Genomic DNA, 18,535 nt, shown 5'->3' with positions numbered 1-18,535 from the left:
ATGTTCAGTACTTCCAGGCGGTGCCGGTGCCGCGGTATTGCTCGACCGGGATGGGGGAGAGGCCGTCGCGCATGCGGTCGGTGTAGAGGTGCCCGTGAAGATGGTCGACCTCGTGGGCGACGAGGCGGGCGATACCTCGATCGAAGACGGTGATCTTGGTGTGCCCGTCGATGGTGGTGTGCTCGACGTGGATGATGTGCGGCCGCGGGACTTGGCCGCGGACGTCGAAAAAGCTCAGGCACCCTTCGTACTGCTCGTCGAAGTCACCGGCTTCTTCGATGATGGCGGGGTTGAACAGAGTGATGCTTTCGCCACCGGGCGTGCGGACGATCGCGGCGGCGCGGTCGATCCCGATCTGCGGTGCGGCGATGCCCATGCCTTTGCCGAAGGTGTGGGCTTGGGCGACACGTTCGCACGCGGCGTTGAGCGCGGTGACGACACGGCGGGCGTCTTCAGCCTCGGCGGGGAGGTCGAAGCGGCGGGCGACTTGGCGCAGCGCGGGATCATTGTCCTGGACGACGCCGAGGGAGGCCATGACTTCGCTCGGCTTGGGCGGTGGGCCGTCGGTGTCGGTGGCGCGGGTACGGAAGTCCCATTCGAGTCGGTAGCGGGCGTGCAGAGGTGGGTCTTCGCACGACCAGGAGAAGGTGTGCCGGTCGCCGGTGTCGTCGCGGGCGATGGCGGTGGCGAACGGCATGGCTTGTGCGGTCATGGACGTGTGTAGGCCCCAGACGGCGGGGGAGAGGTCGGCGGGAAAGTCCAGGCACGCCGAAAGGGTGCGGGTCGGGAGCCGTATCGAGCGCTGGAACCAGTTGCCCCAGTGGTTTTCGGTGACGGTGTATTCGTATTCGATCCAGCAGGATTCCCCGGGATACAGGGGGAAGTGGCCGTGTTCGCCTTCGAAGAGCAGCCAGACTTCTTTGAACGCGTCGTGGTCGTGGTGGGTGGTCCAGGTCATCGGGATCGCGCGGGAGCGGCCGTGCCAGGCATGGAGATTGATCTCGTCCCAGGTCAGCGGGTCTTCGCTGTAGAGGCGGTTGGAGCGTTCCGGATCGCCGGGAAAGCGATCGACGGAGATCCGGATCAGATAGCGGGTGATCGGCTCGGTGCCGTGATTGACCAGGTGGCGTCGCTGGGTGAGCAGGTAGATGCCGTCGTCGTAGCGCAGGGTTGCGTCGTCGTGGTCGACCACCAGTCCTCCGGTGCCGGTGACCGTGTCGGCGACAGGTGGCGTGAGGCGTGTGCGGAGCGGGCGGTGGGCGTCGAAGTCGCGAAATGCGGCGCGCAGTGCACCGCCGGCGCGCAGCGCGGTCTCGGCGTGCGCGGCGAAAGCCTCGGAAGGTCGTTCGGTGCCGGAGAGCACCTTCGACACGTACGAGCGGTCATAGCCCATTTCTCTTGCCAGCGTAGCGCGGGAGAAGCCGCGCACGTCGCGCCACCGTTCCAGTTCCGCGGCGAATACATTCGCCGCGGTCTCCGGCCCGCTGGTGCTCGTGCTTTCGGGCACGCCCGTCATCATCGCCGCCTCCGCCATCGATGAACCGTGAGTGTGCGTGAACACACCGTGAGTCGCCGCTCAGCCTAGCGGCACACCTGTGGTTCGCGGTGGACTTGCCCTACGGCAAATAACCCCTGGAGAAAGGAAAAGGAGATGACTGTGGCAAATATCGAGGTTGCGGTGGCCGATCCCCTTGCGCCGTCCAGCGCGCAGTTCGCTCTGGACGGCACGAGCTTCACCGCGCGACGGGACGACCTCCCGTCGCCGGCCGGGATGCGACCGTGGGGATTGCGCCGGGCCCGCGCGGCCGGGCCCGGCCGCGTGCTCCCACCCTGGAGCTACGACCCGGTTCAGCAGAAGGCGGTCGACGTCGCGGGACGGCCGGTGATCGAGTCTCCGATCATGGGTGACCCATCCGCGGACACGACCTCGACCGTCGACGGTGAGGACGGGCCCAGCTCCGAAGACTGGGACAACGACTGATGACGGTCCTCATCCTCGCTTCGGAACGAGACTTCACCGCCGACCGCATGGTGGCGGCCTTGGAGCGGCGCGGCACACCAGTCGCGCGCGTCGACACCGCCTGGTTTCCGAGGTACTGCACCATCGACGCGCGGTTGCGGAACGGGCGATGGATGGGGACTCTGTCCGCTCACAGCCGGACGATCGCGCTCGAGGGGTTGCGTTCGGTGTGGTATCGCAGCCCCTCGGCATTCACCTTCCCCGCCGAACTGTCGGCGACCGAGCGGAACTGGGCGATGAGTGAGACCAAACTCGGTCTTGGCGGTGTGCTCACTTCGCTTGCCGTGCGGTGGATCAACCACCCGTCTCGTAACGCCGACGCCGCCTACAAACCCGTGCAGCTCACCACCGCCGTCCAGTGCGGGCTGTCTGTGGCCGACACCCTCGTCACCAGCGTTCGGACGTCAGTGCACGAGTTCGTCGACGGTGGCGAGACGATCACCAAGGCGTTCGGTGCGGCCGCGGTCATCGAGGACGGCGGCCGCAAAACCACCCTCACCGACCGGGTCACCGCCGACACCGTGGCGGACCTGCGTGGTCTGGAGGTCGCCGCACACCAGTTCCAACGCTGGATCCCGAAAGCCCACGAGGCCAGGGTCATTGTGGTGGGTGAGCACGTTTTCGCTGCAGGGATCTACGCCCGGACTCCGAAGACCTATCTCGACTACCGCAACGACTACCTGAACCTGCGCTACCGGCGGCTGGAGCCACCGGAAACCATCGCCGGCGGAATCCTCCGCTACTGCCGAGCTTTCGGTCTGGCATACGGAGCGTTCGACTTCGTCATCCGTCCGGACGGGGAATGGGTCTTCCTCGAATGCAACGCCGGAGGCCAGTATGGGTGGATTGAAGACGCCATCGCCGCACCGATCACCGACACCATCGCCGACCTGCTGACTCAAGGAGAAACGTCATGACGGCGACCACCCCGCCATGGCGAACTCTTGCCCATCGGCTGGCCGACGAACTCGCCACCGAAGGGGTCCTGCGGTCACCGCAGTGGCGTGCCGCGATCGAGACCGTCCCCCGGCACGTGTTCGTTCCGCGCTTCCACACCCAGCAGCGCGACGGCCGGTGGAGCGAGACCGGCGCCGAGTCACCCGACTGGCTCGACCAGGTGTATCGCAACCAGCCGCTGATCACCGCACTCGCCACGACCCCACGGGGTAGCCAGGTCACGGTGTCCTCATCGACCAAACCCGGCCTCATGATCAGAATGCTCGAAGCACTCGATCTAGAGGACTCCCACCGCGTGCTCGAGATAGGCACCGGAACCGGATACAACGCAGGGCTCCTCACCCGCCGCCTCGGCGACGACCAGGTCTGCTCAGTCGACATCGGCGCCGACCTGGTCGCCACAGCCCGCACGCGCCTGCACGAACTCGGATTGCGCCCCACGCTCGTGGCCGCTCACGGTGGCGCAGGCCTGCCCGGTCACGCTCCATTCGACCGGATCATCGCGACCTGCTCCGTGCCGACGATCCCGTGGGCCTGGGCCGAACAGGTCCGTGAAGGCGGACTCATCCTGGCCGACCTCAAACGAAGCGTGCATGCCGGCAACCTCGTCCTGCTCACACGCCATGCCGACCGCCTCGAAGGAAGGTTCCTGCCGCGCTGGGCCGGGTTCATGGCGATCAGGGACACCGATTGCGCACCGCCGGACCGGCACATCAGCTTCACGCCGGCGGACGGCGCCCACTCCACCACCTCACTGTCCCCGCACCCCTGGGAATCCCTGATCCCCTGGCTGCTTGCCCAATCCCGCATGCCCTCGCAACTGACATTCGGCTACCGCGGCCTCACCGACACCGGGGCACACCAGTGGGCCGTGTTCACCGCGAGCGAAGGTTCCTGGTGCGCAGTCGCGATGAACGCCACGAACGACAGACGCGACGTGCGCCAGCACGGCGCCACCCGGATCTGGGACGAATACGAGAAGAGCCGCAGCCAGTGGCAGAACCTCGGCGAGCCCGGCTGGGATCGATTCGGTGTCACCGTGACCGACGATGGAACCCACCGGCTCTGGCTCGACGAACCGGACGGCACCCACACCTGGGTACTGCCTCGAGCAGCAGGTCAACGGGCCACCTGGGGCTAAGGCATCTATGTGGCGGTCGAGGTCAGCCGTTCAGCGCCGCCTCGTACTCTTTCGCCTGGTCCGGCGTCAAGATCCGCGAATCGGTCGGCGAGGACCCGGCCAAGCGAGCTAGGGCTCAAGAACCGGTACGAACGAAACCCGCGGCCAAAGACGGGAACGAACCGTTGTGGACCGCGGCCTGGGCGGCCTTCGTCCTGATCGGCGGCCCAACGGCCAGTTAGTGAGGGGTAGGGCAAAAGGTGGCGTATTGGCACTCTCTGGTGTCCGAGACGTGGGTGGGGTTGCGAAAGCCTCTTTCGCAACCCTGAAGGTTGCGAAAGAGGCTTTCGCAACGTGTCTCCCTCCGCAGGTCATTTGCCTGCGTGTCGGCTCGGGCGTCGCGAAAGCCACTTTCGGGACGTCTGATGTCCCGAAAGTGGCTTTCGCGACATCGTCACAGACCATCCGCGACCAAGACACGTTTGCCCTTCCCCTCAGTAGAACCGTCGCTACCACTCACGACCGCCTCTCGGTCGTGACGGCACGAAACCCGTCGTAGAGGTCCTCCCACGCGCGTGGGGGAGATCCGTCAGTAACCGCCCGCCGGGGGAGAGACGGCTGTTAAGGTCCCCGGCCATGCGAGTGTGGTGCTGTGGCCTGGTCGTGGCCGCGGGTGTGCTGCTCGGCGCGTGCGCCGGGGGCGGGTCGGGAGCCGGCCAGGTGGTGCCCGCGACGACCCCGCAGGCCCCGACGACGGTGCCGACCGGTTCCCTGAAGACGTCGTCACCGCCGGAGACCACCACGACCCAGCTGACGCCGGAGACGACGCGGACCACGACTCATCGCTCCACGACGACCGCGAAGCGCACGACGACTCCACGCCGTACTCCCACCCGGCGACGCTGACAGCCTTCAAGTACCCGATTCACTCGCGGTTGCACAATGGCTGCCCCGACGGATTCCACCACCGACGTGACCATCACGTATACGGTCAACGTGTCGGCGCGCTGGTGACGTTTCGCAGCGCGATACCGGCCGCATCGATTTCGGGAGGCTGAAATTCTGACCGACACGAATCATCACCGGCGACCGTGTCCGGAGAACGTGCTGCGAACCAGCTGGCGAGCGGGAGTGCCGAGATGATCCGCAGTCCGGTGACGATGACGCTGCCCACCCTTCCTGAACTCGTCTACGACGTGGTGTGGGAACGGCTCGGCCTCGGGCCCATGCCGTCGCCTCTCGTGGTCCGCCGCCACGGCAGCGATGACGCGGAGCGACAAGAATGTCGTGATCGCGCACATCGATGGCTGACGTCCAACAGCCTCGGAGACGCGAACAATCTCGACGGCGACCTGGTGCAGGCTTTGCGGGCGATGGACGACCGCGACCTCGCGCTGTCCTTGAGCTACAGCGACTCCGCCGGGCGGGTGGCGGTCGGCTGTTTCCCGCAGCCCAGCGGCCGGGCGCTTCGGGTGATAGCGCGCAACGAGACCGTGGAACTGGGATGGATGAACGCCACGAGGATGGCGGAAGGCATGCTGGAGGCACTGCCCGACTCCCGGCCGGGCGTCGGGCGGCCCCTCCGCGTGAACGAACTCGCCTTCATCCGGTCGGGCCGGGCTTGGCGGCGGTCGGGGCTGCTCAGTATCGGGAAGCGATCTTTGATCGAGCACGGGGTGGCCCCTGAGGGCGCCGAGTGGTTCCTGCGCGTTCTGTCGAGGGCGAAGGCGATCGGCCAGGCGAGTGCGGCGCGAGCGGGAGTCGCAGGGAAAGAACTGACAACCATCCGCCCGCTGTCCGTTGTGGACAGTGTCGATGGCCGCTACGTCGTCGTGCGGAGCTACGGATCGGCCACGCTGATGCCTGCCGACGATGCAACGTTGAAGGCGTGGATCGGAGGGCTCGCAGACGGCGACTTCATCGAGAGCCGACCTGCACGCGATACAGGTGCGTACAGCCATCTATCGTGATCCGCATCCCCCGCCAACTGACGGAGTTACCGCGCCCATGACCGATCAGGCCCTCGCCGACCACCTCACCCGCTACCTCGGCGGCGGGGTACTCGAAAATGAAATCGGCGACGTCGAGATCTGGCGGCACGAACGCCCGGAGTACGTCAGTTTCGCCACCCACGGCCTGTCCAGCCAGCCGATCGCGGCGGTGTACCCACAAGAACTCGTGTGCTCCGTCCAGGCCGGCCAGGACGGAGCGGCGCTGTTCCTCGTGCAGGCCGCTCTAGGGATCGTGCAGGAAAGTGGCCACGGGGTCGTCAACGGGCAGGTGATCCGGAACGAGCAGCCGCTGCTCGCGCGCACGGCCATCACCGGCATGCTGGTCGGCGGTCACCCCTACCTCGAAGATTTCGATGTGGTCTTCGGGGCCGACCGGGAAGTCCTGGCCGAGCTGATGACCCTGATCCCGCTCACCAGCGACGAGGTCGCCCGATCCACCGCGAACGACGGTGTCGCCGCGCTTCTGGACCACCTCGAGAACACGAACCCGCCGCTGCTCGATGTCATGCGCCCGTCGACCGGCTGAGGCGATGTGGTCTGTTCGACCGACAGTGCGTGAACGTGCTTGTGGATATCTTGTAGCCGATCCCCACAAGCACCCCAGAGGAGCACAATGACGGCCACCCGGCGCGTTCTCACCGTTCTTGCCACCGCGGGTATGGTCATCGCCACCGTCGGCGCGGGTTCCGCCTCAGCCGCGACCAAGGGCAAGATCTACATCTCCAACAACTGCGGCGCAGCGGTCCCGACCACGATCCACCGCACCAATGGCTCGATGATCGCGGGCACCGGGGCGGCCCCGGCGGGCAGTTACTTCGGCTATCCGGTCGACCCCGGCACTTATCAGGTTCGCGTGCCAGCGGGTAACCGGAACGTGAAGATCCTCGACCTCGGCGGCAAGGCACACTCGGTCGTCGTCAAGGCCTGCTGACGTACCCAGGCGCGCGCGGCCGGGATCGAAACCGGAACCTACCCGCTCAGCAACGCCTCACCGCGCGGTGAAACCCGGTGCCGCGCGAAGCCGCGGTCCCGGACCGTGGTGATGAGCCCGGCGTCCCGGAGCACCGACGTGTGCTGACTGATACCGGCCACGGAGACCCCGACCTCCCGCGCGAGATCCGACGTGGTGACCGGGGCCGCCGCCGCGATGGCGTGCAGCACGCGTGCCCTGGTCCTGCCCAGCAGCGCTGTGAGCCCCTGCCCGAACCGCGCGTGGCCGACGGTGGCCAAGGACTCGAGGTCCCGGTCGACGGGATAGACGAGAATCGGCTGTTCGTTCTGCCGCAACAGGGTGATGGGCCCTGGCCGGCAGAAGAACGAGGGCACCAGGGTGAGGCCCTGCCCGTCCAGGTGAACGTCCTGATCGACGGGATAGGCGACTTCCAGGACACTATCGTCCCAGCGAACGTCAGGGTGCAAGGTCGTGAGCATCGTTCCGGCACCTTCGGCGATCGCGGTCGCCGCCCTTCGCTCGCGGTCCGCGCCGGCCACGCGCAGGATGACGTCCCAGAACGGTTCGATGGCGACAGCGTGGTACGCCTCGAGGGCGTCTCCCAGCCGGTGGAGGGCTTCGCTCCGGCCATCGGCGAGATCAGTCGTCCAGGACGTGGGACGTGCCAAGAGCGCAAGGTCGGCTCGGAGCCGTGGCCTCGAAGTGGCCAGCAGTTGGTCCAGACCTGCATCGAAGCCTTTCTCACCAGCCGTCGGGGTCAAGAAATCCGGTGAGTAGCCTTGCGGCCGCGCCAAGGGCCACAGCAAGGCGGCCGACGGCGCGAGTTTTCCGCGCACCGCCGTCCGCCACGCCCGGAGTGCGCCGCTGATGCCGACCGTTTGCGCCGCGTGGAGGCTCAGCAGAAGCTCCCACAACGGATCGGGAGCGGCCGAAACCCGCAGTCCGAGCACGTCGGCCGACGAAAAATGAATGCGCAGCAAAAGATCACCCCCATCTGTTCGCCGAACCAGCCTAGGCACGACACCGTCCCGGAACCTGACGCGTTTCTTGACCTGGACCACCCCTCTGAGCGGGGGAAACGGGAGAAGACCGGCAGAAATCGTCGTCGACCGGATAAACAGCGGAAACTCGTCAGCCGGACACGGTATTTTGGAGACCGGTCGGCAGAAACCAACGCTGGGGGGCGTCATGACCTTGGGAAAAGCGCTGCTCGCGTACCGGGCACGGACCGGAATCACCCAGGACGAACTGGCTCGTCGCGCGGGTATCAGTGTGCGCACACTGCGGGACATCGAGCATGAGGTGGTTGTCCGGCCGCACTCCAGGTCCGTGCGGAAACTTGTCCAGACCACGGGACTTTCCGCCGTCGAGATCGACTCCGGAGCGGCCCTGCGGATCGACGTGCTCGGACCGATGATCGTTCACGACGGACCGCGGCGGATCGACGTCGGTGCCCCGATGCTGCGCCGTCTGCTCGGTCTGCTGGCCCTCCGGGCGAACGAGCCGGTGAGCCGGTCGGAGATCGTCGATTTCCTGTGGGGCGAGGACATCCCCGCCACTTATCGGAACCTTGTCCACACCTACGCCTCCCGGATCCGGCGGCTACTTCGAACGAGCGGCGACGAACCACAACCGCTCGAACGTGGCGGCACCGGATACCGCCTCACTCTGACGGCCGGGCAGACCGACGTTCTGGATTTCCTCCTCCGGGTGGCCGACGCGGCGGCCCTCCACGAGGCGGGGCGGCTCGAGGCATCGGAAGGCGAGTACGAGAAAGCGCTCTCGTTGTGGCGAGGGCCGGTGCTGGCCGACCTCGGGCCGGAGATCCAGCAACATCCGGCCGTCGTCGCGCTGACCCAGCGACGCATGGTCGTCACGCTTGCCCACGCGGACCTCGCCTTCGCGCATGGCCGGCACCACAGCGCTTTGCCGGGACTTCGCGACGTGGCCGAGACCGAACCACTGCACGAAGGCATCAACGCGCGGATCATTCTCGCGCTGGCGGCCACCGGACAGCGACAGGCCGCCGTCCGCTTGTTTCACGAGCTCAGTGTCAAGCTCAGGGAGTCCTTCGGCGTCGACCCCGGAACCGAACTGCGTGCCGCCTACCTGCACTGCCTCGAGCCTGGCCGCGCCACACCACCCAGGACCGGGAATTTCAGGGCTCCGGAACAATTGCCGCCCGACAGTACGACGTTCATGGGCCGTGCCGCGCAACTCGCGGAACTCGACGCCTTCCTGTCGGCCTCTGACCACACCCGCCGCGCCGCACGCGTCGTCGTCATCACCGGCTCCGCCGGGGTCGGGAAGACGGCCCTCGCGATCCACTGGGCTCATCGAGTCAGCGGCCGGTTCCCCGATGGGCAGCTGTACTACAACCTGCATGGCTTCTCCGACTCGGTGACCCGAACCGCGGGCGACGCGCTGACGGCGTTCCTGACCGGTCTAGGGGTCACCTCCACCGCGGTGCCACTCGACGTCGAAGCGCGTGCGGCCCTGCTGCGTTCCCTGCTCGCCGACCGGGAAGTGCTGCTCGTGCTGGACAATGTGACGGGGCCGGAGCAGGTCCTTCCCGTTCTGCCAGCCAATTCTCGCAGCGTGGTCGTGGTCACCAGCCGCAATGATCTGTCCGCGCTCGGACTGCACGCCGATGCCCGGTCCATCGAGCTGGACGTGCTCGGCCCGCGAGAGGCGGTCACCCTGCTGGCCCGGTTGCTGAACAGGAGTCCGGACACCCCGGCCCTGTCCGCGCTGAGCGATCTGTGCGCACGTCTGCCGCTGGCGTTGAGGATCGTCGCGGCGAACCTCGCGAGTCGTACCCACGACAGCCTCGACGATTATGTGACCGCGCTCCGCGCGGGCAACCGACTCGCAGGGCTGGCCGTCGGTCCAGGTGGCGGTGCGGCGGTGCAGACAGCGTTCGAGCTCTCCTACGCCACGCTTGGTCCGGAGTCTGCGTGCCTGTTCCGGCTCCTCGGTCTCGTGCCGTCGGCCGACGTGAGTATCGCGGCTCTGGCGGCCTTGGCGGGCGACACCGTCGCAGACACCGTGAAGCTCGTCGATCGCCTCGTCGGAGCCCATCTCGTCCAGCGTCGCACGTCCGATCGTTACCAGGTCCACGACCTCCTCCGGCTGTACGCTGCCCAGCTTTGCGCAGAAGTGGACAGTGAGGACGACCGGGCTCTCGCGTGGCGGCGGCTCTCGGAGTACTACCTGCGCACGGCGATGGTGCTGACCGAGCAGGCCTATCCGGGAATGCTGCGGCTGTGTTCCTTACCCGAAACGGAAGGGCCGGGCGGGGAAGTCCACGTCATGCCGGCGGACTGGCTCGCGGCCGAACGCGGAAATCTGGCGGCGACGGTCCTGCATGCCGCGGAGCACGGCCCGCGAGAACTCTCGTGGCAAATCACGGACGTGCTTCGCGGCTACCTCTGGCGCAACTACGATCTCGCCACCTGGCGGTCGATGGCCGAAGCGGCGTTGACCGCCGCCCAGCGGGAGGGGAACAAGTCCGCCGAAGCGGCCATGCACTACAGCCTCGGGGCCTCCCATCGTTCGAGCGGCCAGCATCCTCTCGCCGCGAAACGGCACCTACGCCGAGCGGAACGCATGTTCCAAGATTTGGACATGCCCGAGGGACAGGCCGCCGCACTCGACTGCCTGGGCACGGTGCTGCATCACACTGGCAGCGCGCAACGCGCCCTCGCCGTCCTGGAACGCTCCGTCGAGCTGTGCCGAAAGGCAGGCTTCACGATCGGCCTGGCCAAGGCGTTGTGCACCCTCGGCTTCATCGCCGCGGATCTCGGGCTGGCCGAGCTCGCGCGGGAGCGGCTTCTCGAAGCCCTGGCGTTGAGCGAAGAACTGGCGGACAAACACCTCGAAGCCCTGGCGCTGCACAATCTCAGCCAAATCCTGCATCACACCAGCCGCTACGAAGAGGCGATGGACGGATTCCACCGGGCGCTGACGATCCGGACCGAAATCGGCGACACCGAAGGGATAGCGGCGACCCTCGGCGCCATCGGGCATCTGTCGAACTCCACCGGGAAGAAGTCGACCGCCCACAGGTACTGGCGAGAATCCCTCGCCGTCTTCGACCGTCTCGGGCACCCCGACGCCGAAAGCATCCGGCCCCTGCTGGGTAGACGCGGTTTCGCTTCGTTGCCGCCCGAACCCCGGCCCGCAACCATTTCAGCGCAGCCTTAACCGCCTTGCCCGGAGACTCGCGTTCGTGGACTACTGCTCTTTGTTCCGCCGAGGAGACAAAGGAGCAGAAGTGAAGAAACTGGGAACAACCGTCATGGCCTTCGCCGCGGTCGCGGCCACGGCGACCGCTTTCGCGCCGACCGCGAGCGCGGCCCCCGTACCCGAACTCTGCGTGCACACGGGAACGAACTACAGCGGTGCCAAGACCTGCAGCAACGGCTGGAGTGGCATCAGCATCGGCAACTACCGCATCCGCAGCTGGTCCAACACCACGGACAACGTGTGGTGCCTGTACGCCGACGTCGGCAGCCCGTGGAAGGTCTATCCCGGCTACGACCCCAACGCCGACTACGGCGAGGCCCGATTCCATTCCGCTCGCATCTGCTGACAGCCCGCTCAGCGCCTGACTCTGGGGAGATTACGTGCGTAGAACACTGGGTAGGATTTCGGCCATGATCGCCTCGGTGGTCGCCGCTATGGGTGTGGCGGCCGCGATCGGGACGCCCGGCACCGCGCAGGCGTCGACGCTTGTCGCCGAGCGACACTGCGGCGCGGCGTCCTGGTGTGACGTCGGCTTCTACAGCTACGGCGGCCCTCTTGTGATCGAGTTCGATGTCTCGGGCGGGACCAATGTGGCGATCAAGTCCTACATCAACTTGTCGGATTGCTTCCGGCGCGGGATGGTGAACGACGCACCACTGACCTGGGCCTGCCAGGCACCTGGCTATGGTGATCGATTCGCCTTCGTCGGCCTCGAAGACGAAAACGGTGCATGGCGGAGTATGTACATCAAGGTCTACCGGGTCTGACGTCCCTCCAAGGATCAAGCTTCCGGTTTCCGGGAGGGCGGACGGTCACAGCGACCGTCCGCCCTTCGAAGCAGCCCGACCAAGGTCAGCTTCGAGCGTGTACAGCGATCTCCTCCGCGAAGGCACGCGCCCTGCCGTCGGCCTCCGCATGCCAAACCACGCCGAGCACCGATTCCGGCAGCCCGGTGAGCAGTACGAAGGCGACCGAATCCCGCCGTCCTTGGTGTTCGGCTGTCGAGCGGCACAGCACCATTGCGCCTTGGCCTGCCGCGGCGAGACCCATACCTTCCTGCAATGTGCCGACGGTCGGTCCACGCGGTATCCGGCGGCCTCCGGGGGTGATTTCGGGGGCTTGGGCGTGGCGCCAGTATTCCGGGGCCGGACCGCGGATCCCGATCAGAGGACATTCCGCCAGCTCCTCGACGGTGACGGACTCCCTGCGAGCGAACCGATGCCGAGGCGAGATGGCGAGCATCTGTGGCTGACGAGAGAAAACCGGACCGAGTACGAGATCCGGTTCCTCCACCGGAAGCAGCACCACCGCCGCGTCGATCTCCCGACGGCGGAGCGAGCCGAACGGATCGGCCAGCGGGATTTCGGTGAGTTCCACCGCGCAGTCCGGGTGGTGGAACTCAAATCCGCCGATGGCGTTCGCGAGGTGGTCGTCGATGATGCCCTGGAAGCCGATTCGCAGCACACCGCCGATCCCTCGCGCGGTGGAACGGGTGTGCTCGACGGCGGCCCGCAGCGCCTCATAGGCAGGACGCAGTTCGGCGAGGAACTTCTCTCCTAGCGGAGTCAGTTCCACCCGGCGGCTCGTCCGCTCGACGAGCGTCGCGCCAATTCGTCCCTCCAGCGAGCGGAGCAGTTGACTGACCCGGCTCTGAGAGACGTACAGGCGTTCGCCCGCCCGGCCGAAGTGCAGCTCCTCGGCGAGTACCAGGAACGCCTCCAGCTCACGGATCTCCAGGCCGCTCATCGGTCCACTCCTTCCGTGGATCAAGTAGTCCCGCTCATAGAAGGATGAGACATCGGCCGTTGTTCCCGGCAGCGGGCGACGGTTGCCTGGAACACGTGACGACAAAGGAAACCGAACAGAGGAAAAAGGGCTGGCCGGCGGTGAGCTCGCTCGCCGGGGCGACGTTCACCGTGGTCACCTCGGAAATGCTGCCGGTGGGTCTGCTGACCCCGATCAGCCGCGACCTGCAGGTCACCGAAGGTATGGCGGGTCTGACGCTCACGATCACCGGCCTGGTCGCGGCCGTCTCCGCGCCCCTGCTGATCCCGGCGCTCGGCAATCTCGATCGGCGGGCCGTGCTGTGCGCCTTGATGGTGTTGCTGGCGGCAGGGAACTTCCTGGCAGCGTGGTCGCCCGCGTTCGGCGTCATGCTGGTCGCTCGAGTCCTCGTCGGGATCGGCATGGGCGGAGTGTGGGCGATCGCCGCGAGCCTGGCCGTGCGGCTGGTTCCACCGCGGTCGATCGGATCCGCGACTTCACTGATCTTCAGCGGCATCGCAGTGGCGTCCGTGCTGGGTGTACCAGCAGGCACCTACCTCGGGGAACTGGTCGGCTGGCGGGCCGCCTTCGTCAGTGCCGGTGGCCTTTCACTGGTGGTAATGGCTGCCTTGGTGATGTCACTGCCGTCGTTACCGACGCAAGGGGCCGTTCGCCTGGGCGCGATGCTGCGGCTGGTGAGTGTGCCGCGGGTGCGCCTCGGACTGATCGTGGTGGCGCTGATCGTCGTCGGGCATTTCACCGCGTACACCTATGTCCGGCCGGTACTGGAAAAGGTGTCCGGGGTCAGCGCGGGGCAGATCGGAACGCTCCTCCTGGTCTACGGGCTCTTCGGGGTCGCGGGGAATTTCGCCTCGGGCGCCGGAGCGGCGCGATCACCGCGGGTGACGTTGCTGGTGCTCAGCGGGACCTTGTCGGCGACGATGGCGCTGATTCCGCTCCTGGGGCTGACCACACTGGCAGCCGCGGCGCTCTTGGTGGTCTGGGGCCTGGCGTACGGCGGTGTCTCGGTGGCCGCGCAAGCATGGATGCTGGTGGCCGCCCCGGAGGACCGTGAAGCGACGTCGGGTCTGTTCGCTGGAGTGTTCAACGCGGCGATCGCGGTCGGAGCGTTGATCGGCGGGCTGGCCACGGACGCGGCCGGGACCACCGCGGTGATGTGGCTCGGTGCGATCTTCGCGGCCGGGGCGGTGCTGGTTTCTAGCCGTACGGAACGACGGCGTGGGTCTGGTCGTCGTGGATCGTGACCTCACGCCGTCTGAGACCGAAGCGGGATCGGACCACCACGCGCTCGCTCAGGTTCAGCGCGACGAACCCGTCGGGCTCGAGGGGGGTGGTGTCGTCGCTCAGGGTGTATGCGACGTTCTGCCGCTTGTCCAGCGGCGATTCCTGTTCGACCTCCACCTGATTCTCGCTGATATCGGCGGAAACGTAGAGGTGAGTGTGCAGTTCCAGGCGGCCCGGCTCGGGAACGCTCCAGGTCAGCCGTTCGATCTCGTATGCGCCGACCGAGTTCTCGAACAGCGACCAGCCGCGGCCGTCAGGCAGCAACGCCAGCTCGGTCATCTCCATCGAGCCGTACTCGTACGGTTCACTCGACCAGAGTCCCACCAGTTCTGCCGGATTCACCGATGGAGCCTAGCGCTTGGCCCCAGGGCGATTGCGGGCCGCCGAGGTGAGCGGCTATCTTCACGGTGCCCGATAGTTGGACACCAGTGTCCGCCTGTCGCACGCCGACCGGTCGCCGTTCCGAGGAGAGCGAAATGCCCGACCTGCCCGTCCCGGACGAGGTGGCCGCTGCGGAGGCAGGGGCCGGAGTGAGCCGTTCGGCGTTCCGGCGTGTGCTGGCGGGGAGTACCGCGGGGGCTGTTCTGGAGTGGTACGACTTCGCCTTGTACGGCATCCTCGCCGCGACCGTGCTCGGGCCGCTGTTCTTCCCTGGGGGTAACGGCGTCGCGCAGTTGCTGCTGGCTTTGGCCACCCAGGGGCTGGGGTTCGTCGCGCGGCCGATCGGCGGCATCGTCTTCGGGCATCTCGGCGACCGCCTCGGCCGTAAACCCATGCTGGTCGTGACGTTCCTGCTGCTCGGCCTGTCCACTTCGGCCATCGGGTTGCTGCCCACGTACGCGCAGGCGGGTATCGGGGCGACGATCTCGCTCGTCGTTCTGCGCCTGGTCCAGGGCTTCGCGCTCGGTGGCGAATTCGGTGCCGCCGTGCTGATGGTCAGCGAGTACGGAAGCCCCCGCCGCCGGGGGTTCTGGTCCGCCTGGCCGCAGGCGGGCGCCCCGCTCGGCACGGTACTGGCGACCGGGGTCGTGGGGTTGCTGACGATCGCGCTGCCCACCGGGCAGTTCGAGCACTGGGGCTGGCGCATCGGGTTCCTGCTCGCCGTTCCCCTGCTGATCATCGGCTTCTGGATCCGCCGCCGCATCGACGAATCGCCCGTCTTCCAGCAGGCGCGTTCACGCGCCGACTCCGCCACGGCCGAACGGCCGCGGTCGAGCATCCTGGAAACACTCGCTCACCCGGGACCGGTCCTGCGCGGCCTCGGCGTCCGACTGGGCGAGAACGTCGCGTTCTACGTCTACACCGTCTTCGTGGTGGCTTATGCCACGACTTCGTTCGGATACACCAAATCCGACGTTCTTCTCGCGGTGACCGTCGGATCCCTGCTGCAGTTCGCGGGCATGCTGGCGGGCGGCCACTGGTCGGATGTGGTCGGACGGCGAATCGCGATGCTGGTTCCCGCCGCGGGACTGGCGGTCTGGGCGCCGTTGTTCTTCCTGATGGTCCGATCGGACAGCCTGCCGCTGCTGTATGTCGGCGTGGGCGTCGGCGCGGCGCTGCACGGCCTCCTCGCCGGTCCGGAGGCTGCCTGGATCGCGGAACTCTTCCCGACCGAGCGCCGCTTCGCCGGAGCCTCCCTGGTCTTCCAGGGCTCGTCGATCATCGCAGGCGCGCCCGCGCCTCTCATCGCCGTCTGGCTCGTCAAGAACCACGGGACCACCGCGGTCGTGCTGTACCTGGTCGCCACCATCGCGGTCACCCTCGTCGCCTTGCTGTTCAGTGCCGAAACCAAGGGGGCCGACTTCGGCGCCGAGCGGGGCACGTGATTCCGTAGCTGCGCCCGCCGCGCTTCGCGCACCTATCAGTCGAAGTCGTCGGGGTCGGCGTCGCTGTCGAAGCCACTTTCGCGGTCGGCACGCCCGCTGCTGCTGTGCGGCCCTTGGGGGAATCCGGCGATTGCGGCACCCGCCATCGTGAGCCCCAGGGCGCCGAAGAGCAGTCCGAGCAGTATTCGGGTGATATCGGTGGTGGGCTCGCCCGCGCTGTTCATGAAGGTGATCTCGCCTGTCACGATCAACACGGCGAAGACTGTCACGCCTACCCCGAACAGGAATCCGGCAACGAGGCCCACCAGGCCCCGGAAGCTCAATGCGGGTCTATGTCCCCCGGCCATGGCCACGACGCTACGTGGACTTCCCACCCCTGGTGCACCGCCAACCGGAGTCCGAGGCGGAATGGCCGATCACCAGGGTTCGCGCGGGCCCGTCGTTGGTAGGGCCTGCACCAGTGTGACGACGGGGGTGTTCCCGATGGTCTTCGTCTCGTTCGGCCGACAGGCTGGCCGCATGTCGCTCTCTCCCTCTCGTCGAGGTTTCATCAAGATGAGTGCCACGGCCGCCATCGGTGTGGCGTCTTTGGGTATCGCTGGTACCGCACAAGCCGCCGAGCCGACGCGGATTCAACCGCTGCGGATACCCACTCCCGCCGGCACCTTCGACGCTGTGGCCGCCGGTCCGCGGCACGGCCGGAAAGTGCTGTTGTTGCATGGCTTCCCCGAGTTCGGCATCGAGTGGGAGCATCAGTTGCGCGCACTTGCCGCCGCCGGTTACCGGGCGGTGGCCCCCGACCAGCGGGGCTACTCGCCGGGCGTACGTCCTCTCGGGATCGAGAACTACCACCTGGATCACGCCGTCCGAGATGTCCGGGCGATGGCCGATTCCCTTGGCTGGCAAAGGTTCGACCTGGTCGGACACGACTGGGGCGCCGCGGTCGCCTGGATCGCCGCAGCGAAGTACGCACGCCGGGTGCGGTCGCTGACCGCCGTCTCGGTGCCGCATCTCGGCGCCTTCGCCGAGGCGCTGCGGACCGATCCCGTTCAGCGGGAGGCGTCCAAGTACATGGAGGACTTCCGGGCGCCGACCCCGATCCCGGAGAACCTGATTCTCGCGGGCGGGCCACCCACGATTCCGGGCGCCTCGCCGGAAAAGTGCGCGGAGTACTTCCGGCGGCTTTCCCAGCCGGGTGCCCTGACCGCCGCGTTGAACTGGTACCGGGCCAACGATTTCACGGGCTACGAGCAGCGGGTCTCGGTACCGACGCTCTTCATCGCGAGCACGAAGGATCGCTTGGTCGCCCCCTCGGGTGTGGCGGCGACCAAGAACTGGGTCACCGGCCCGTACCGGCTGGAGAATCTCGTGGGGATCGGGCACAACATCCCCGAAGAGGCCGCCGAGACCACGACGAAGCTGCTCCTCGCACATCTCGCTTCGGTGTGTTTCTAGGCGCTGTTAGGCCGGCGGACCAGAGGCGTCTGTGGCTGTGCGGTCGATGATGGCGGCCAGTGTCGTGGCCGCTTCTTCGGGGACCCAGTGGCTGACGCCGGTCAGGATCTCGAGCCGATAGGAGGCGTCGACGTACTGGCCGGCGAGTTCGGCGCTTCGCCGTGACAAGGCCGTGTCGCCGTCGCTCCAGACGTGGGTGGTCGGCACGGTGACCCGGGCGCGGAGGGCGGCCGGGTGTTGCAGCAGCATCGCGCGATACCAGTTCAGCCCGCCGGTGAGGGCTCCGCCGAGGACGATGTCCTGGCGGACTCGGTCGATCTGAGCCGGTGTCATCCCCGTGCCGGCCAGTGTCCGTTCGAGTACGCGCGGCCGGCGCCGGATGGCGAGTTCGGGCAGCCAGGGGAGCTGGAACAGGAACATGTAGTAGGACCGGATGAGCTGGTCGCTGCTGATCATCGCGCGGAGGAACGCCGCGGCGTGGGGGACCGACACGGTGGTCAGTGACCTGATCAGATCGGGTCGCCGGGCCGCGGTCGACCAGGCGGCGTTGGCACCCCAGTCGTGTCCGACCAGATGGACCGGTCCGGAGCCGAGGGTGTCGATGAGCGCGACGGTGTCGGCCACGAGACGGCTCGACCGGTAGGCGAAGCGGCCTCGTGGGCGCGCGCGGGGGGAGTAGCCGCGCTGGTCGGGCACGATCGTGCGGTATCCCCGCTGGTGGAGCAATGCGGCGGTCTCCGCCCACGACGCGCTGGTCTGGGGGAATCCGTGCAGCAGGACGACGACGGTGCCGTCGAGCGGGCCGGTGTCACGGACGTCGAAGACGAGTCCGTCGTGGTCGAAGGTGCCGAGGCGGCGGGATGCGGTCATGGGCGG

General features: G+C 67.3%; 19 protein-coding genes. 13 read left to right on the top strand and 6 right to left on the bottom strand.

The window, feature by feature from the left end:
- Window positions 1-4: 4 nt before the first annotated feature.
- Window positions 5-1,534, bottom strand: coding sequence for a peptide deformylase (locus HDA45_RS41890; RefSeq protein WP_246480958.1), 1,530 nt, complete (start codon window positions 1,532-1,534; stop codon window positions 5-7).
- 117 nt (window positions 1,535-1,651) lie between these two features.
- Here HDA45_RS41890 and tgmA point away from each other — a divergent pair, with 117 nt between their 5' ends.
- The 7 genes from tgmA to HDA45_RS41855 all read left to right on the top strand — a co-directional run bounded on the left by tgmA (window position 1,652) and on the right by HDA45_RS41855 (window position 7,040).
- Window positions 1,652-1,981 carry a putative ATP-grasp-modified RiPP gene (gene tgmA / locus HDA45_RS41885; protein WP_184905096.1) on the top strand — a complete coding sequence of 110 codons (330 nt, stop codon included), beginning with the start codon at window positions 1,652-1,654 and terminating at the stop codon, window positions 1,979-1,981.
- Window positions 1,981-2,937 (top strand): ATP-grasp ribosomal peptide maturase, encoded by a 957-nt coding sequence (gene tgmB, locus HDA45_RS41880; protein ID WP_184905094.1) that lies wholly within the window; start codon window positions 1,981-1,983, stop codon window positions 2,935-2,937. Before tgmA ends, tgmB begins: the two co-directional genes overlap by 1 nt.
- Window positions 2,934-4,118: a methyltransferase domain-containing protein gene (locus HDA45_RS41875; protein ID WP_184905092.1), complete on the top strand. Its 1,185-nt coding sequence runs from the start codon at window positions 2,934-2,936 to the stop codon at window positions 4,116-4,118. The genes tgmB and HDA45_RS41875 overlap by 4 nt, the downstream gene beginning before the upstream one ends.
- Window positions 4,119-4,733: 615 nt before the next feature.
- Complete coding sequence (locus tag HDA45_RS41870; RefSeq protein WP_184905090.1) at window positions 4,734-5,003, top strand: hypothetical protein; 270 nt, start codon at window positions 4,734-4,736, stop codon at window positions 5,001-5,003.
- A gap of 233 nt (window positions 5,004-5,236) precedes the next feature.
- The gene (locus HDA45_RS41865) at window positions 5,237-6,067 is read left to right on the top strand and encodes an ESX secretion-associated protein EspG (protein WP_184905088.1); all 831 of its coding nucleotides are present in this window, start codon (window positions 5,237-5,239) and stop codon (window positions 6,065-6,067) included.
- Between the two features lie 37 nt (window positions 6,068-6,104).
- Window positions 6,105-6,635, top strand: coding sequence for a suppressor of fused domain protein (locus tag HDA45_RS41860; RefSeq protein WP_184905086.1), 531 nt, complete (start codon window positions 6,105-6,107; stop codon window positions 6,633-6,635).
- Between the two features lie 87 nt (window positions 6,636-6,722).
- Window positions 6,723-7,040: a hypothetical protein gene (locus tag HDA45_RS41855; RefSeq protein WP_184905084.1), complete on the top strand. Its 318-nt coding sequence runs from the start codon at window positions 6,723-6,725 to the stop codon at window positions 7,038-7,040.
- 38 nt (window positions 7,041-7,078) lie between these two features.
- Here HDA45_RS41855 and HDA45_RS41850 read toward each other — a convergent pair whose 3' ends face one another.
- Complete coding sequence (locus HDA45_RS41850) at window positions 7,079-8,041, bottom strand: winged helix-turn-helix domain-containing protein (protein ID WP_184905082.1); 963 nt, start codon at window positions 8,039-8,041, stop codon at window positions 7,079-7,081.
- Between the two features lie 208 nt (window positions 8,042-8,249).
- Between HDA45_RS41850 and HDA45_RS41845 the strand changes: the two genes are divergently transcribed.
- The 3 genes from HDA45_RS41845 (at window position 8,250) to HDA45_RS41835 (ending at window position 12,076) form a co-directional block, all read left to right on the top strand.
- Complete coding sequence (locus HDA45_RS41845) at window positions 8,250-11,267, top strand: BTAD domain-containing putative transcriptional regulator (protein ID WP_184905080.1); 3,018 nt, start codon at window positions 8,250-8,252, stop codon at window positions 11,265-11,267.
- A 70-nt stretch (window positions 11,268-11,337) separates the two neighbouring features.
- Window positions 11,338-11,655, top strand: a complete 318-nt coding sequence (locus HDA45_RS41840) for a peptidase inhibitor family I36 protein (protein WP_184905078.1) — start codon at window positions 11,338-11,340, stop codon at window positions 11,653-11,655.
- Window positions 11,656-11,719: 64 nt separating this feature from the next.
- Complete coding sequence (locus HDA45_RS41835) at window positions 11,720-12,076, top strand: hypothetical protein (RefSeq protein WP_184905076.1); 357 nt, start codon at window positions 11,720-11,722, stop codon at window positions 12,074-12,076.
- An 85-nt stretch (window positions 12,077-12,161) separates the two neighbouring features.
- On the opposite strand, the gene HDA45_RS41830 is transcribed toward HDA45_RS41835, so the two are convergent.
- On the bottom strand, window positions 12,162-13,055 hold the full coding sequence (locus HDA45_RS41830) for a LysR family transcriptional regulator (RefSeq protein ID WP_184905074.1): 894 nt from the start codon (window positions 13,053-13,055) through the stop codon (window positions 12,162-12,164).
- 95 nt (window positions 13,056-13,150) lie between these two features.
- Here HDA45_RS41830 and HDA45_RS41825 point away from each other — a divergent pair, with 95 nt between their 5' ends.
- A complete protein-coding gene (locus HDA45_RS41825) occupies window positions 13,151-14,338 on the top strand; it encodes an MFS transporter (protein ID WP_184905072.1) in 1,188 nt (395 codons plus the stop codon).
- Here HDA45_RS41825 and HDA45_RS41820 read toward each other — a convergent pair.
- Window positions 14,292-14,720: a hypothetical protein gene (locus HDA45_RS41820; RefSeq protein ID WP_184905070.1), complete on the bottom strand. Its 429-nt coding sequence runs from the start codon at window positions 14,718-14,720 to the stop codon at window positions 14,292-14,294. The genes HDA45_RS41825 and HDA45_RS41820 overlap by 47 nt on opposite strands.
- A gap of 134 nt (window positions 14,721-14,854) precedes the next feature.
- On the opposite strand from HDA45_RS41820, the gene HDA45_RS41815 reads away from it, so the two are divergent.
- Window positions 14,855-16,204, top strand: a complete 1,350-nt coding sequence (locus tag HDA45_RS41815; RefSeq protein WP_184905068.1) for an MFS transporter — start codon at window positions 14,855-14,857, stop codon at window positions 16,202-16,204.
- A gap of 35 nt (window positions 16,205-16,239) precedes the next feature.
- On the opposite strand, the gene HDA45_RS41810 is transcribed toward HDA45_RS41815, so the two are convergent.
- The gene (locus HDA45_RS41810; protein WP_184905066.1) at window positions 16,240-16,551 is read right to left on the bottom strand and encodes a hypothetical protein; all 312 of its coding nucleotides are present in this window, start codon (window positions 16,549-16,551) and stop codon (window positions 16,240-16,242) included.
- 136 nt (window positions 16,552-16,687) lie between these two features.
- Between HDA45_RS41810 and HDA45_RS41805 the strand changes: the two genes are divergently transcribed.
- Window positions 16,688-17,659, top strand: a complete 972-nt coding sequence (locus HDA45_RS41805) for an alpha/beta fold hydrolase (protein ID WP_184905064.1) — start codon at window positions 16,688-16,690, stop codon at window positions 17,657-17,659.
- 6 nt (window positions 17,660-17,665) lie between these two features.
- On the opposite strand, the gene HDA45_RS41800 is transcribed toward HDA45_RS41805, so the two are convergent.
- Complete coding sequence (locus HDA45_RS41800; protein WP_184905062.1) at window positions 17,666-18,529, bottom strand: alpha/beta fold hydrolase; 864 nt, start codon at window positions 18,527-18,529, stop codon at window positions 17,666-17,668.
- Window positions 18,530-18,535 lie beyond the last annotated feature (6 nt).

Source organism: Amycolatopsis umgeniensis (genome assembly GCF_014205155.1).
GTDB classification, from domain to species: Bacteria; Actinomycetota; Actinomycetes; order Mycobacteriales; family Pseudonocardiaceae; genus Amycolatopsis; species Amycolatopsis umgeniensis.
This window is presented reverse-complemented; position numbering and strand designations above follow the sequence as displayed.

Bases quoted from the DNA above. Each gene is read 5' to 3' on its own strand.
- HDA45_RS41890 (WP_246480958.1), bottom strand. From the start codon at position 1,534: ATGGCGGAGGCGGCGATGATGACGGGCGTGCCCGAAAGCACGAGCACC.
- tgmA (WP_184905096.1), top strand. From the start codon at position 1,652: ATGACTGTGGCAAATATCGAGGTTGCGGTGGCCGATCCCCTTGCGCCG.
- tgmB (WP_184905094.1), top strand. From the start codon at position 1,981: ATGACGGTCCTCATCCTCGCTTCGGAACGAGACTTCACCGCCGACCGC.
- HDA45_RS41875 (WP_184905092.1), top strand. From the start codon at position 2,934: ATGACGGCGACCACCCCGCCATGGCGAACTCTTGCCCATCGGCTGGCC.
- HDA45_RS41870 (WP_184905090.1), top strand. From the start codon at position 4,734: ATGCGAGTGTGGTGCTGTGGCCTGGTCGTGGCCGCGGGTGTGCTGCTC.
- HDA45_RS41865 (WP_184905088.1), top strand. From the start codon at position 5,237: ATGATCCGCAGTCCGGTGACGATGACGCTGCCCACCCTTCCTGAACTC.
- HDA45_RS41860 (WP_184905086.1), top strand. From the start codon at position 6,105: ATGACCGATCAGGCCCTCGCCGACCACCTCACCCGCTACCTCGGCGGC.
- HDA45_RS41855 (WP_184905084.1), top strand. From the start codon at position 6,723: ATGACGGCCACCCGGCGCGTTCTCACCGTTCTTGCCACCGCGGGTATG.
- HDA45_RS41845 (WP_184905080.1), top strand. From the start codon at position 8,250: ATGACCTTGGGAAAAGCGCTGCTCGCGTACCGGGCACGGACCGGAATC.
- HDA45_RS41835 (WP_184905076.1), top strand. From the start codon at position 11,720: ATGATCGCCTCGGTGGTCGCCGCTATGGGTGTGGCGGCCGCGATCGGG.
- HDA45_RS41830 (WP_184905074.1), bottom strand. From the start codon at position 13,055: ATGAGCGGCCTGGAGATCCGTGAGCTGGAGGCGTTCCTGGTACTCGCC.
- HDA45_RS41815 (WP_184905068.1), top strand. From the start codon at position 14,855: ATGCCCGACCTGCCCGTCCCGGACGAGGTGGCCGCTGCGGAGGCAGGG.
- HDA45_RS41810 (WP_184905066.1), bottom strand. From the start codon at position 16,551: ATGGCCGGGGGACATAGACCCGCATTGAGCTTCCGGGGCCTGGTGGGC.
- HDA45_RS41805 (WP_184905064.1), top strand. From the start codon at position 16,688: ATGGTCTTCGTCTCGTTCGGCCGACAGGCTGGCCGCATGTCGCTCTCT.
- HDA45_RS41800 (WP_184905062.1), bottom strand. From the start codon at position 18,529: ATGACCGCATCCCGCCGCCTCGGCACCTTCGACCACGACGGACTCGTC.